The 14,179-nt window shown below is 62.0% G+C and carries 10 protein-coding genes; 9 read left to right on the top strand and 1 reads right to left on the bottom strand.

What is annotated here, in order from left to right; all coding sequences use genetic code 11:
• The first annotated feature begins 1 nt into the window (after nucleotide 1).
• The 6 genes from IPM84_04025 (at nucleotide 2) to IPM84_04000 (ending at nucleotide 8,685) form a co-directional block, all read left to right on the top strand.
• Entirely contained in the window at nucleotides 2-1,570 is a 1,569-nt protein-coding gene (locus IPM84_04025) for a 2-oxo acid dehydrogenase subunit E2 (GenBank protein ID MBK9091937.1), read from the top strand.
• Between the two features lie 264 nt (nucleotides 1,571-1,834).
• Complete coding sequence (locus IPM84_04020; protein ID MBK9091936.1) at nucleotides 1,835-3,160, top strand: AAA family ATPase; 1,326 nt, start codon at nucleotides 1,835-1,837, stop codon at nucleotides 3,158-3,160.
• A 1-nt stretch (nucleotide 3,161) separates the two neighbouring features.
• Nucleotides 3,162-3,674: a type II toxin-antitoxin system VapC family toxin gene (locus IPM84_04015; protein MBK9091935.1), complete on the top strand. Its 513-nt coding sequence runs from the start codon at nucleotides 3,162-3,164 to the stop codon at nucleotides 3,672-3,674.
• A 47-nt stretch (nucleotides 3,675-3,721) separates the two neighbouring features.
• Complete coding sequence (locus IPM84_04010; protein MBK9091934.1) at nucleotides 3,722-7,090, top strand: isoleucine--tRNA ligase; 3,369 nt, start codon at nucleotides 3,722-3,724, stop codon at nucleotides 7,088-7,090.
• Nucleotides 7,091-7,099: 9 nt separating this feature from the next.
• Entirely contained in the window at nucleotides 7,100-8,185 is a 1,086-nt protein-coding gene (locus IPM84_04005) for a CehA/McbA family metallohydrolase (protein ID MBK9091933.1), read from the top strand.
• On the top strand, nucleotides 8,185-8,685 hold the full coding sequence (locus tag IPM84_04000; protein MBK9091932.1) for a nucleotidyltransferase domain-containing protein: 501 nt from the start codon (nucleotides 8,185-8,187) through the stop codon (nucleotides 8,683-8,685). Before IPM84_04005 ends, IPM84_04000 begins: the two co-directional genes overlap by 1 nt.
• A 63-nt stretch (nucleotides 8,686-8,748) precedes the next feature.
• Here IPM84_04000 and IPM84_03995 read toward each other — a convergent pair whose 3' ends face one another.
• Nucleotides 8,749-9,687, bottom strand: a complete 939-nt coding sequence (locus IPM84_03995) for a hypothetical protein (GenBank protein MBK9091931.1) — start codon at nucleotides 9,685-9,687, stop codon at nucleotides 8,749-8,751.
• Nucleotides 9,688-9,971: 284 nt separating this feature from the next.
• On the opposite strand from IPM84_03995, the gene IPM84_03990 reads away from it, so the two are divergent.
• From IPM84_03990 to IPM84_03980, 3 genes are all read left to right on the top strand, one after another.
• Nucleotides 9,972-10,532, top strand: a complete 561-nt coding sequence (locus IPM84_03990) for a PDZ domain-containing protein (GenBank protein MBK9091930.1) — start codon at nucleotides 9,972-9,974, stop codon at nucleotides 10,530-10,532.
• 157 nt (nucleotides 10,533-10,689) lie between these two features.
• Nucleotides 10,690-12,141, top strand: coding sequence for a DUF2079 domain-containing protein (locus tag IPM84_03985; protein MBK9091929.1), 1,452 nt, complete (start codon nucleotides 10,690-10,692; stop codon nucleotides 12,139-12,141).
• Entirely contained in the window at nucleotides 12,062-14,173 is a 2,112-nt protein-coding gene (locus tag IPM84_03980) for a DUF2079 domain-containing protein (GenBank protein ID MBK9091928.1), read from the top strand. The genes IPM84_03985 and IPM84_03980 overlap by 80 nt, the downstream gene beginning before the upstream one ends.
• The last annotated feature ends 6 nt before the right edge of the window (nucleotides 14,174-14,179 follow it).

Below are 14,179 nucleotides of genomic sequence, written 5' to 3'. Positions count from 1 at the left end.
AATGGCGACAGAACTGCGATTTCCTGAGAATCTGTCAGGCGTAGATGGCATCATCGTCACCCGTTGGCTGGTGAAGGTGGGAGACACGGTGCAGCCGGGCGATATTCTGCTGGAAGCGGCGACCGACAAGGTGGATACCGAGGTTCCGGCCACGGTGGGTGGCGTCATCCTGCAACTGAACTACAGCGACGGCGAGATTCTGCCGGCCAATCCGCTGCTGGGGATTGTGGGACAGCCAGGCGAAGCCGTGGTGGAATCTGCGGTCGCGGCGTCGGCAGAAACTGTGGCGCCCTCTGCAGCGCCCGCGGCCGAAACCGCGCCGGAGGTACCCCCCGCCACTCCCGTGGCGCGACGGATGGCTGAGCAATTGGGCGTTGACTTGAGCGGCGTCGAAGGCTCAGGCCCGCGCGGTCAGGTCACGAAAGAGGATGTTCTGGCCCAGCAGGCGGCGCAGAAGAACGCGCCGGCGGCTGCGCTGGCTCCCGCCCCAATGCCTGCGCCTGGGCCGATCCCCGCGGCCACGGCTGTCAGCGCCGATGCCGATCTGCGCGACCTGGCATCGCTCACCGTGCGGCGCCTGGCGGCGGAGAACAGCATCAACCTGCGCGAGGTGGCCGCGGGACGGCCGCTGAGCGCGCTGACCAAGTATGATCTTCTCAGCGCCATTGCCAGCCGCAGCGCGGGCAAGCCGGTGGTCGTGCCGCCGCGCGTGGCTCCGACCAGCGCACCGGTGGCGGCGCCAGCGGCCCAAAAGCAGCAGGCAGCGCCGGTTGCTTCACCGCCACCGCTGGCGGCGCCGCCCAAGCCGGCCGCCGCCCCGACGCCCGGCCCAGCCAAACTGCAGGCCGGCGAGGAGTTCGTGGCGCACAACCGCATGCGCCAACTGGTGGCCCGCAACACCACGCAGGCCGCGTTCAGCATTCCGCATGTCACCACCATGTGGGATGTCAACATGGTCGCGGTGCTCGAACACCGCAAGGCGCACAAGGCCGAATTTGCGGCCGCGGGCGCCAACCTGACGGTCACGGCCTATTTGATTCAGGCCATCCTGGCCGGACTCAAGGCTGTGCCGGCCGCCAACTCGACCTGGACCGACGACGGGCTGATCATCAAGCGCGCCTACCACATCGGCATGGCGGTGGCCCTGCCCGCGGACTCGTATGGCGTCGGTGGCCTGATCGTACCGGTCATCAAGAATGCCGGCGATCTGAACCTGCTCGGCGTGGCGCGTGCGGTCAACGATGTGGCCGAGCGGGCGCGCAAGAATCAACTGCGCGCGGATGAGATGCAGGGCGGCACCTTCACCCTGACCAACTATGGCACCTCCGGCAGCCGCTTCCAGACGCCGGTCATCGTCAATGGGCAGGCCGGCATCCTGGGCGTCGGCGCCATCGAGAAGCGGCCGGTGGTGGTGAGCAAGGGTAGTCCCCTGGAGGCCAGCGCGGGCGACTACCTGGCCTTCCTGCCCATGACCACCTTGGGCTTCAGCTATGACCACCGCATCCTGGACGGCGCGACGGCCGACGCCTTCTGCGCGGCGGTCAAAGCGGCGCTGGAGAAGTGGCAGTAGCGTTTGCGCCCATCAGGCGCGATCTCAATCGCTCGCCTGCTGAACAGGTCGGAGTCTTGTATGAGACTCCGGCCTGTTTTTTTCTGGCAAACCAGCGCAATTGTGCTATACTTGCCTGGTCTGTGACCACACACAGAGCAAAGTTCTGTGCAGAATGGGAAAAGAGACAGTCATGCGCGAGTTCAACACACTGGGACCGGTCAATCCGCGTGAGCACACAGATCAACTCATGTGCCTTGTCGAGCAAGCAGGAGGAAAGCATCAGTGAGTAATTGGCTATATCTAGACAATTTCCGGGGTTTCCAAAATACGCTGATTCCGCTCACGAACGTCAATTTTCTCGTCGGAGAAAACAGCACGGGAAAGACATCGGTCTTGTCATTGATTTCTCTACTTGGATCACCCCAATTCTGGTTCAGCCAAAATTTCAATAGCGACGTCGTGAACCTGGGCCGTTTTAGGGACATTGCCAGTGCGCATTCTGGAACAAGAGGGCGCTTTAGGGTTGGATATATTGTACCTGACTCGGCGAGCGATGAAAACAGGTCTCAATACTCTCAATACTATGAAGCAGTATTAATGACTTTCGAAGAAGTAGACAACAACCCTCTCATTTGTCAATACGACTACATTGGATGGCAGGGAGAAGCTAGAATCGAATTCAATGGTAAGGGAATTCGTTACCAGTTCCGGCACGTAGAGAAAGAGAGTTTACTTCCCGAATTCGTTATGGGGGTTTTCCAGAGATGGATATCGGCCCTGACGGAGGACAAGGATTTCAAGCAATTGCAAAGGCAGGACTCCTTCAATCGGCGGATGGCCCTCATGTTCGTTGACCAATTGATACAACAAATACATGATGAAAGCGCCATAGAATACGACAAGCATCAATTCAGCATTCGTATGCCAAGATTCACTCACAACATGACTTGGTTGGCCCCTATAAGGAGCAAACCTAAGCGTACCTACGATGAATATAAACTGGACTTCACTCCAGAGGGCGAACACACCCCATACCTGATTCGAAGATTGCTCAAGAGCAAGGGGTCTACTGAGTTTCGAGAATTCATTGAGAGATTCGGCCTGGAAAGTGGTCTGTTCGAAAAACTGGAAATCAAGGGTTTTGGCAAGGAGGTAGCATCTCCCTTCGAACTAAGAGTGGTGTTGAGCAACCTACATATAGCCCTGGTAAACGTTGGCTACGGCGTTTCACAGGCACTTCCAGTTGTCGTCGAGATGTTTGCGCGCCCAGAAGGCAGCAAATTCGCTATCCAACAGCCAGAAGTGCATTTGCATCCAAGAGCTCAAGCAGCTCTCGGCGACGTAATCTTCCGGTTAGTCGTCTCTGAAAAAAAACAGTTTTATGTTGAAACCCATAGCGACTATCTGATTGACAGGTTTCGGTTGAATTATCGCAGCATCAACGGCGATTCCTGTCCAGACTCGCAAATCCTATTCTTCAGCAGGAACCGCGATGGTAACAAAGTTACTCCGATCCCGATAGAAAAAAACGGAGAGTACTCAGAGGATCAACCAAGCGATTTTCGGGAATTCTTTGTTCGTGAGCAAATGAGGATTCTGGGACTGTAATATGTGTATTGTGATTGACACAAATTCCCTTGCTTCGGTATTCGACCAGAAATCTGAACATCATGCTGAATTCAGACCGGTCCTCGAGTGGATTGTTCTTGGAAACGGGAAGATCGTTTACGGCGGGACGACATACAAACGAGAGCTTGCCAAGGCAACCAAATACTTCAGGTTGCTCGTTGAGTTGAAGAAAGTGTCAAAAATCGTTGAGATAGATAGCGTTAGAGTGGGTGAGATTGAACAACGATTGGCACAAACGCTATCTCATTCGGATTTCGATGACCCTCACATTGTGGCAATCATCATTGCATCCGGTTGTAGACTTATCTGCTCGGCCGACGCAAGAGCTTTTCGCTATTTTCGGCTTGCGGAGTTCTATCCCAAGCATGTGCAGCGCCCACACATTTACAGCCGGAAACTGAATAGAGGTCTGCTTCAAGATAAGAATATCGCAGATTGTTGCAGACCGCTATCGAAGTTACCGAAAGCTGTCGGTCTCAACCTGCACGTTTGATTTCACTTTTCTTATGTCCTGATACAATGCTTTTGGGGAGAGAAAGAATGGCGTTCAAAGACGTACCAAACCAGGTAGATTTCGTGGCCCTGGAACAAGAGATCCTCAAGTTTTGGCGGGAGACCGACGCGTTCAATGCGCTGCGCCGCCTGCGCGCGACCAGCGACAAGCGCTGGAGCTTCCTCGATGGCCCCATCACCGCCAACAACCCGATGGGGGTGCATCACGCCTGGGGACGCACCTACAAAGACCTCTATCAACGTTTTCACGCGATGCAGGGCTACAATCAGCGCTGGCAAAACGGCTTCGACTGCCAGGGCCTGTGGGTTGAGGTGAACGTCGAAAAGGAGCTGGGCTTCAAGAATAAACGCGACATCGAGGCGTTTGGCCTGGCCGAGTTCGTCAAGCTGTGCAAGATGCGCGTGCTCGAATTCTCTGCGGTGCAGACCGACCAATCCATCCGCCTGGGCTACTGGATGGACTGGAACGACCCGGTCGAGCTGCGTCGCCTGCGCAGCCTGCTCAGTGAAGATGCCGAACAGCCGGTGACCATCCAGGGGGCGAACGGCCCTGTGACCGGCACGGTGGAACAGGTGGTGGGGCGCCTGGGCATGCCGGACGTGGGCGGCTCCTACTACACCTTCAGCGACGAAAACAACTACATGATCTGGAGCTTCCTCAAGAAGTGCCATGACCAGGGCTGGCTCTACAAGGGCACCGACGTGATGCCCTGGTGCCACCGCTGCGGCACCGGCATCAGCCAGCACGAGATCGTCACCGATGGTTACAAGGAAGTGACACACGAGTCGGTCTATCTCAAGTTCCCGCTGGTGGGCCGCGAGAAAGAAGCGCTCCTGGTGTGGACCACCACGCCCTGGACGTTGACCAGCAACGTGGCCGCGGCCGTGGGGGCCACATTGACCTACGTCAAGGTGACGCAGGATGACGGCTGGACCTATTACCTGGCCCAGGGCGCGGTCAAGAGCACGCTCAAGGGCAAATTCGAGATCGTGGGCGAGTTGAAGGGCGCAGAGATGCTCGGCTGGGAGTACCGCGGCCCCTTCGACGAACTGCCGGCGACGGAGGCGGCGCTCAGCGGCGCGTATCGCCATCGGGTCATCGCCTGGAAGGATGTGGGTGAAGAAGAAGGCACCGGCATCGTACACATTGCGCCGGGCTGCGGCGCGGAGGACTTTCACCTGAGCAAGGAGCACAGCCTGCCGGTGATTGCGCCCCTGGATGAAAACGGCATCTACCTGGATGGCTTCGCCTGGCTGACGGGCAGTCATGTGGCCAACGTGGCCGCGCCGATCTTCGACAGCCTGCGTGCCAAAAATGTCCTTTATCGCACCCAACGCTACAGCCATCGTTACCCCACCTGCTGGCGCTGCGGCGAAGAGCTGATCTTCCGCCTGGTGGATGAGTGGTTCATCAGCATGGGCGCGCTCTACGACAAACCGCGCAGCGAAGTGACTGCGGCCGAAAAGGACGCCAGTTTGCGCTACCAGATCATGGATGTGGTGGATGAGATCAACTGGCACCCGGAGTTTGGCTACGACCGGGAGATGGACTGGCTGCGCAACATGCACGATTGGATGATCAGCAAGAAGCGCTACTGGGGCCTGGCGCTGCCGATCTGGGAGTGTGCTGACTGCGGTCATTTCGATGTCGTCGGCAGTGACCATGAGCTGCAGGAACGCGCCGTCGAAGGCTATGAGGTCTTCGAGGGCCACACGCCGCACCGTCCCTACATTGACGCCATCAAGATTCGCTGCACGCAATGCGGCGCGCTGAGTGCGCGCATCAAAGACGTGGGCAATCCGTGGCTCGACGCCGGCATCGTCGCCTTCAGCACCATGCACTACCGCGAAAAGCCGGAGGAATGGGCGCGCTGGTTCCCGGCCGATTTCATCACCGAGAGCTTCCCCGGCCAGTTCCGCAACTGGTTCTACAGCCTGTTGGCGCAGAGCGCCGCGCTGGTGCGCCGACCGCCCTTCAAGAACGTCCTGGGCTTCGCCACCCTGCTGGCCGAAGACGGTCGCGAGATGCACAAGTCGTGGGGCAATGCGATCGAGTTCAACGAGGCGGCCAACGTGATGGGCGCCGATGTCATGCGCTGGCTCTATCTTCATCACCGGCCGGAACAGAATATGCTCTTCGGCTACAAATTGGGCGATGAAACCCGCCGCCGCTTCCTCATACCACTGTGGAATGTCTACAGCTTCTTCGTCACCTATGCCAACCTGGATGACTGGCAGCCCGGGCAAGCAGCGTCACCGACATCTTCTTCTACGGCCAACGCCCAGATGGACGCCTGGATCAGCGCCCGTCTGCACGAAACCGTGGTCGCAGTCACCGCGTCGCTGGCGGCTTTTGACTCGCTGCAAGCCACGCTGGTCATCGAGGCCTTCCTGGACGATCTCTCGAATTGGTACGTGCGCCGGGGGCGTCGCCGTTTCTGGAAGAGCGAACGCGACGCGGACAAGCTGGCGGCCCTGGAGACCCTTTACGAGGTGCTGGTGACGCTGACAAAGTTATTGGCGCCATTCGTGCCCTTCACCACCGAGGCGATGTATCAAAACCTGGTGCGCAGCGTGGACACAGACGCGCCGGTCAGCGTGCATCACACCGATTGGCCGGTCGCTGATCCCGAGCGGGTGAACCGACACCTGCTCGACAAGATGGGCCTGGCAATCGCCATCGCCGCGCTGGGGCGCGCCGCGCGCAGCAGCGCCGACGTCAAGCTGCGCCAGCCGCTGGCGACGGCGCAGGTCCACGTCGCCTCCCAGCAGGCGCGCCGCGATGTGATCGAACTGCTCGACGTGCTGGCGGAGGAGATCAACGTCAAACAGATTAAGGTGGTGGCCGAGGTGGGCGCATTAGTCGCCTATAAATTGCTGCCGAACAACCGGGTGCTGGGGCCACGCCTGGGCAAGCTCTTCCCACTGGTGCGCGGCGCCCTGGCCGCGCTCGATCCGGTGGCCGCGGCAACGACCCTGCAAGATGGCGGCGCCATCACCCTTGACCTGGGCGGCGTTCCCATCAGCCTGGCCGGCGATGACATCCTGGTGCAGACCGAATCACGCGGCGGCCTGGCGGTTGCCAGCGACAAGGGCGTGACCGTGGCGGTTGACACCCATCTCACCGCAGAACTGGTGGCGGAAGGCTACGCGCGCGATCTGGTGCGAGCCATCAACACCCTGCGCAAGGAGGCCGGCTTCGCGATTGATGATCGAGTGCAGATCGCGTATGAAGCCGCAGGAGAAAGCGCAGCAGCCTTCGTCCTCTTCGCCGATTTCATTCAGCGTGAGACGCTGGCGGTCTCGCTGACGCCAGGCAACGCCCCGGAGGCCGCGGTGCATCAGATGGTCAAGATCGGTGATGAGCAGATCGCCATCGCCTTGCAGAAGGTGTAGGAGGAAATCGTGAGTGACGTAGGAACATCTCGGGCAGGGACCGATTGGCAGGAGTTGGTGGGTAACCTGCACATGCACACCATTCATTCGGATGGCACGGGTACGCATCAGGACCTGGTGGCGGCCGCGCAGGCCAACCAACTCGATTTCATCATCGCCACCGACCACAATGTCCTGGTCTCGCAGGAAGAAGGCTGGCACGGCCGCGTGCTGCTGCTGGTGGGCGAAGAAGTCAACGACGCCAGCCTGCAGCCAGAGATCAACCACTGCCTGGTCATGGGCGTGCAGACCGATGTCAGCGCGCACGCGGCCGAACCGCAGGCCCTGATCAACGCGGCGCACAGTCAGGGCGCGGTCACCTTCCTGGCCCATCCCATCGAACGCGCATCGCCCTTGCTGTCAGACACCTACGAGTGGCATGCCTGGGAGGTCAACGGTTTCACCGGCATCGAACTGTGGAATTTCATGTCGGAATTTCGCTACTACGCCTGGAGCAAGCTGCATGCTTTGCCCATGCTCTATCTGCCACGCTTCTTCACCACCGGCCCCTGGCCGGAGATGCTGGCAAAATGGGACGAACTGCTGGCCACGCGGTCGCAGCCCATCGTCGCCATCGGCGGCTCCGACGCTCATGCGCACACCTATCACCTCGGCCCGTTGCAGCGGTTGTTTCTCTCGTACAGGGACTGCTTCGCCGCGGTCAACACGCACCTGCTGGTGACGGCGCCGCTCAACCGCGATGTGGCGCATGACCGGGCGCTGATCTACGACGCGCTGCGTGCCGGCCATGCCTGGGTGGGCTATGACCTACCGGGCGCCACACGCGGCTTCCGCTTCACGGCCAGCAACGGGCAGGAGACAGCCATCATGGGCGATGCCCTGGCGGCCAATGGGCAGGCGGTGCGCTTCGAGATCGTCACGCCCGGCCAGGCGCACCTCAAGCTGCTGCGCAACGGGCAGGTTGTGGCGCAAGCTCGCGGAACCAGCCTGAGCTACGCATCGCCGCAGCCGGGCATCTACCGCGTCGAGGCCTGGCGCCGCGCCTGGGGCAAAGCCCGCGGCTGGGTCTTTAGCAATCCAATTTATGTAAAGTGATGGGCGCCCGTGCGACATCGGATACAGAGGGTCAGGGTGGCAGCAGTTTTCAACCATGCCGAAATAGCGAGCGGAGAGGTGCAAATGTGAACAAATATGACAGCATTGTGCGCATCATTCTACAACACTACCCTACCACCCAGGCGATCTATCTCTTTGGGTCATTTGGCACCGCCGATGAATGGCCCACGAGTGACGTGGATATTGCGGTGTTGCTCCCTCCGACAGAAGCTCGACATCAGTCTCAGTTAATGCTAACGCCCTGTCATTACGCCCTGGAGGGTGCGCTCAATAGATCGGTGGACTTGGTCAATGGTCGTGAAGTCTCGACTGTGTTCCAGAAGGAGATCATCAGATCAGGGCGCAGGATCTACACCGCTGACGATAACGCCGTTGCTGAATTCGAAATGCTGACGCTCTCGTACTATCAAAAACTGAACGAGGAACGTGCCGCGATTCTCCAGGTCTTCCGTGAGACGGGGAAAGCCTACGCAATATAAACGATCTGCTGGTGTTTGCGGATATGATTCGGCAATACGTCGAAGGCGAATAGATCATGGGAATCAACGCAGGAAGCGCCGTCGCCTGAGCAGGCCGCCCACGCCAACGGAACCGACCAGGGCGGTAAAACCAACGGGCAGCAGTAACGGACGCCGTGCGCGGGCGATGCCGCTAAGCCCGGTCGGCGCGATGGTTGGGGTGGCTGTGGCCCGCGGCGGTCGCGTGGCTGTGGGCGTCGGGGTCGGTGAAGGGGTGGCGCTGGGGCTTGCTGTGGGTGTTGGCGTCGGCGTGGCGGTTGGGGTGCCCGTGGGCGTGGCTGACGCGGTTGGCGTCGGCGTCACCGTCGGCGCGGGGGTGTTGGTGGCTGCAACCGCCTTAGGCCGTGATTCGGCCAGGGCCGGAGGACGCGGGGTATCGGTGGGAGCCGGCGGCGCGACCGGCTGACTGTCGTCGCGCACCAGGCTGATCGCGTCCACAAAGATCATGTTGGCGCCTGTGCTGTAGTTGTGATCCACGAAGAAGAAGATCGTGAGCGTATCGCTCCTGGCCACCGCGCGTACATCCAGGTTGGGATCGCCGGGCGTCGAATAGTTGCCAAAGCGCCCCGGCCCGTAATGCGTCGCCCCCCAGATCACGTTGGCCGAGGTGGGATCGGCGCCGCCGCTGGGATCGAGACCGAGTTTGCGACCGAACGCGTCCGGCTCATTGGGCGCGGCCCAGCCGACTGAGGCCAGGTAGGTGGCGCCAGGCGTGAGATTGCGCACCTGTTGAAAAACGCCGGCCTGAAACGTGCCGCCGTCGGACCAGATCTGCAGCGAGGGCGGGCCGAAGTAGGTATCCACCGCTTCGACGAACGCGGCCGAGCCACTGAGCACAAAAGGCGCCCAGCCGTCGGGCGCGGAGCCATAGGGCGTCGAATAGAAATTGTTGAAATTGCAGTTGTAGTTGACATCCGCACCGGTGCAGCCGTGTGGATCAGCCTGGGCCGCCGGGGTCAGCACGCTGAGCGCGAGTAGAGTCAGGCTGAATATGGAGGCAACCAGGCGGCGCTGAGGTCCGCATACCGAGCGGGAGGTGTCCTGGATTGACCGAACGCCGGGAAAATAATGAGAGCGAAACCAATTATTGACACGTATCATAGGCTTTGAGTATAGTTGACGGTAGAACATTCGACAAATCTGGCTGTGACCAGTAGGGGCATGGTCTTGCGCCTGCCCGCGTGGGCGACCGCAAGGGTGCGCCCCGACAAATTGAGAAGATACAGCACAAGAAAAGGAGATTCACAATGAACGAGAATAACAGTTCGCGTAACAGGATTGTGCTCATCGCAGCAGTGGCGGTGATTGCGTTGTGCCTGGTGGCTGCCGTGTCCGCCGCCATTGGCGGCGTGGCCGGCTTCGCCATCGGTCGAAATCGGCAAACCATCGAGATTCAACGAACACTGACGCCGGACGATTCACGGCGGCCGAATCAGCAAACGCCGATCCCCGGTTTGCCCTACGTGCCCGTGATGCCTGACGATCAGATGCCGATGGGGCCAGGCGTGATGGGCATGAACGGCGCCATGATCCGCGAGGTCGTCGCCGACGGCCCGGCCGCCAATGCCGGCCTGCAGGCGGGCGATCTGATCACCGCAGTCGGCAACAAGAAGCTCGATCAGGGCTTGACCCTGGCCGAAGCCATCGCCGCGTACAAGCCGGGCGATCAGGTCGAAATCACCGTCCGTCGTAGTGCGGACGAGCAAACGGTCACGGTGACGCTGGGCCAGCACCCGGACGATGCCGCCAAGCCGTACCTGGGCCTCACCTTCATCACCATGCCCATGCGCCAGACGCCAGGGCAGTGAGCAAAAAGCCATTCCCCGGCCAATTTGCTGACGGCGTCAGGGCGGTGTTATACTGACCGGCATGAGTCAGCCACCAGTATCAACCAACGGAAACCAGGTTTCGCCCGCGGAACCTGGTTTCTTTCCGTCTCCGCCTGAACCGGGGCGGAGACGGCGGTTGGCCCGCCTCCGTCCCTGGCTGCAAACGGGCATCTTTGTCCTGGCTGTCGTGTTTCTGGGCGCGCTGATCGCAACCCAATGGCAGCAACTGCAGGCCTACCCCTGGCAGATCGAGATTGGCTGGCTGCTGCTGGCCCTCGCCTTGCTGTGGCTCACCTGGCTCCTGGAACTGAACCAGTGGCGCTTCATCCTGGGGCGCCTCGGTGGATCGCTGCGCTTTGGCGAGGCGGCCCGCATCTGGTTCCTGTCCAACATCATCCGCTACATCCCCGGCAACGTCTGGCAGTTCCTGGGCATGGCCGAAATGTGCAGCCGGCTCGGCATTGCGCGCACCGCCACCTTCACCAGCATCGCGCTGCATCAGGCCATCTCCACCCTGGCCGGGCTGCTGCTGGCCGCGGTCTACTTTGCCCTGGCCGGGCAGGGCGCCTGGTTCGATCGCCTGCGCCCGGCGCTCTGGCTGGCACCGCTCGGTTTGATCTTTCTGCACCCGCGGGTGCTCGAAACCACCTTGAACTGGGCGCTGACCCGCCTCAAGCGCCCGCCTCTGCGCATCACCCTGACCGTCGTTGACCTGGCGCGCCTCCTGCTCACCTACGGCCTGGTCTGGCTTGGCTTTGGCCTGGGCTTCAGCGCCCTGGCGGCCGGACTGGCCCCGGTTGCATCCGCGCAAGTGCCCTGGCTGATTGCCGGCTATGCGGCCGCCTACGTGATTGGCTACCTCAGCCTGTTGACGCCCAGCGGCCTCGGCGTGCGCGAAGGCGTGCTGGTCCTCCTGCTGCAGGGCCTCTTCAGCGCGCCGCTGCCCGCCATCATCGCCATCGTGGCCCGTCTGTGGATGATCATCGGTGAAATCGGCGGCGCAGCCGCGGTCGCAACCTGGCAATGGGCAACGCAGCGGGGACCGCCGCCAAACGTCAGTTCCCGCCCATCTTCTGACCGGCAGGGTTCCCGCCTGAGCAGGGACCGGGTACGGGCGGCCGCCCTCGCGCTGTTCGTGCTCTACGTCGTCGGCTTCTCCCTACTGTCCATCCGCCCCCACCAGGCGCTGCGTACCCACATGGCTGACCTGGGCCAGATGGACCTGGCGATCTGGAACACGAGTCAGGGGCGCTTCGTGCAAGAAATCAAGGACGATTTCGTCAGCACCCGCCTGACCGATCACGTCGAACCGATCTTCCTGCCCCTCTCGCTTGTTTTTCACCTGTGGAACGATGTGCGCGCCCTGCTGATCGTGCAAACGCTGGCGCTGGGCAGCGGTGCCCTCGTCATCTTTGCCCTGGCCCGCGCCATGCTGCGCTCGTCGAGCGCCGGACTGGCTACATGGACGCCGTTAGTCCTGGCCCTGGCCTACCTGCTCTTCTCCCGCGCTGCAGGCCGCCAACCTGGCCGAGTTCCACGCCATTCCCCTCGCCGTCACGCCGGTTCTGCTGGCGTTTTGGTGCAATGAGCGCCGTCACTGGTGGGGATTCGTCCTCGCCTGCCTCGTCCTCATGAGCGTCAAGGAAGAAGCGGCTCTGCTGGCCTTCATGCTGGGGCTGTATGTCCTCAGCCAGGCCTGGCTGGCGCGGCGGCGCGACCGTGAAGCGATCAGTCCAAACCCGCCATCCCGCGACCGGCAACCTGGATGGCGCGCCCGCCTGCCGCGCCTGTCCGCAATCACGGCCGGTCTGCTGGTCATGCTGCTCAGCCTGGGCTGGTTCTATCTCGCCACCTTCGTCATCATCCCCCGCTACGCCGCGCAGGTCTACGGCGTGGATCAATCGGTCTACTTTGCCCGCTACGGCGCCCTGGGCGATTCCCCCCTTTCCATCGTCAGGAGCTTCTTCACGCAGCCGGCCCTGGTCTGGAAAATTGCCACCGAACCGTCACGGCTGACCTACCTGGCCGGCCTGCTGGCTCCGTTTGGCTTTCTCAGCCTGCTGGCCCCGGAGATTCTGCTGCTCAGCGCCCCCTTGTTGATCGCCAATCTCTTCAGCGCGTATCCGGCCCAGTTCAGCGGAGAATTTCACTATTCGGCGCCGCTCGTGCCCTTTGTGGCGATGGCTGCCCTGGTGGGCGTGCGCCGCCTGCTCGCCGTTCGCCCCCGTGCCGGACGCCTGACCCTGGCCTGGCTGCTGCTGTGGGCATTCGCCTACCAGATCATGGCGGGCTACACCCCCCTGGGCCGTGAGTTCCGCTGGCCGGATGTGACACCGCACGCGGCCCTGCTCGCCCGCTTCAGCGCACAGGCGCCAACCGCCGCGCCCGGCAGCGTCACCACCGCGCTCTACCCGCACTTCAGCCATCGCACCAAGCTCTACAAATTCCCCATCCTGGGCGACGCCGCCTGGGCGCTGGTGGATGTCACCGGCGCCACCGACCGCCACCCGGCCGAAATTCAACGCGCGGTGCTCGACCTGATCGCGCAGGGCTGGCAGATCACAGACGCAGCCGATGGCTTCGTTCTCCTGCAGCAGCCCGCGCCCGACGCACCCCCTCGCACCGAATGTTCATTGCCTTCCCATGAGCCAGACTATGCGAAATGTGTGCTCCCGGACGCTTTCTTCGACTTTGCCCGCGCCGACCGCTCCGGGCTGCTCACCCAACCACCCGCCCTGCAATCCGCGCCGCTGGTGTTCGGCGAACGCGTGAGTTTGCTCGGCTATGAGCTGGTGGATGACGGCAAATGGGGCCTGACACGCTGGCGCAGCTTTTGGCAGACGCAAACGCCACTGCCCGCCGACCTGCATCTGTGGCCGTTTGCCGTGACGCCGGATGGCAGCCTGGCCGATGATCCCAGCCAGCGCCCGGCCATCGCAACCCTCTGGTATCCGCCAGGCCGCTGGCAGCCAGGCGAGCTGATTGTGGTCGAAACGCTGCCCTGGTACCTGCCGCAAACCTGGGCGCCAGCGGTCGGACTGTTTCAGGGCAACACCTGGGCGGACCTGCAGCGCCGTTGGCGTGTGCAAGGCGCGGCGACGTTGTTCGAGCAAGACACCTGGGCGCGCCTGGCCGCCGTGCGCCGCGTCGGGCGTCACTTGATTCCCCTGGCTGACGACCCGCCGGCGCCCGCCAATGCGCCGCCCATCGCCACCTGGAACACGCCCGCGGGCACGACCTGGGGCGACCTGCGCCGCGTGGCCGGCCTACCGCCGACGCTCAGCCGCCAGGGGATCACCATCACCCTGCCATTGACGCTGACCTGGCAACTGGCCGCGCCGGCGGCTCTCGATCTCAACGTTTTCCTGCATCTGCGTGACGCCGCGGGGCACAACGTGGCGCAGGCCGACGGCCAGCCGGTTTGGTTTGGCCCACGGCCGTTCAGCGCCTGGGCGCCGGGCCAAGCGGGTGCAGACCGGCGCAACCTGGAGGCGCCGGCAGCGTTGAAAGCCGGCGTCTACACACTGCTGATCGGGCTTTATAGCCCTCAGACGGGCCAGCGGCTGCCCCTGGCCGCGGGCGGCGACGAGGTTGTGGTCGGAACCATCGCCGTAAAATAGAAAAGA

This window comes from Candidatus Amarolinea dominans (assembly GCA_016719785.1).
Lineage (GTDB): Bacteria > Chloroflexota > Anaerolineae > SSC4 > Amarolineaceae > Amarolinea > Amarolinea dominans.
Note: the sequence above shows the minus strand (reverse complement) of the source record. Positions and strands in the feature narration are given on the sequence as shown.

Bases quoted from the DNA above. Each gene is read 5' to 3' on its own strand.
- IPM84_04025 (MBK9091937.1), top strand. From the start codon at position 2: ATGGCGACAGAACTGCGATTTCCTGAGAATCTGTCAGGCGTAGATGGC.
- IPM84_04015 (MBK9091935.1), top strand. From the start codon at position 3,162: ATGTGTATTGTGATTGACACAAATTCCCTTGCTTCGGTATTCGACCAG.
- IPM84_04010 (MBK9091934.1), top strand. From the start codon at position 3,722: ATGGCGTTCAAAGACGTACCAAACCAGGTAGATTTCGTGGCCCTGGAA.
- IPM84_04000 (MBK9091932.1), top strand. From the start codon at position 8,185: ATGGGCGCCCGTGCGACATCGGATACAGAGGGTCAGGGTGGCAGCAGT.
- IPM84_03990 (MBK9091930.1), top strand. From the start codon at position 9,972: ATGAACGAGAATAACAGTTCGCGTAACAGGATTGTGCTCATCGCAGCA.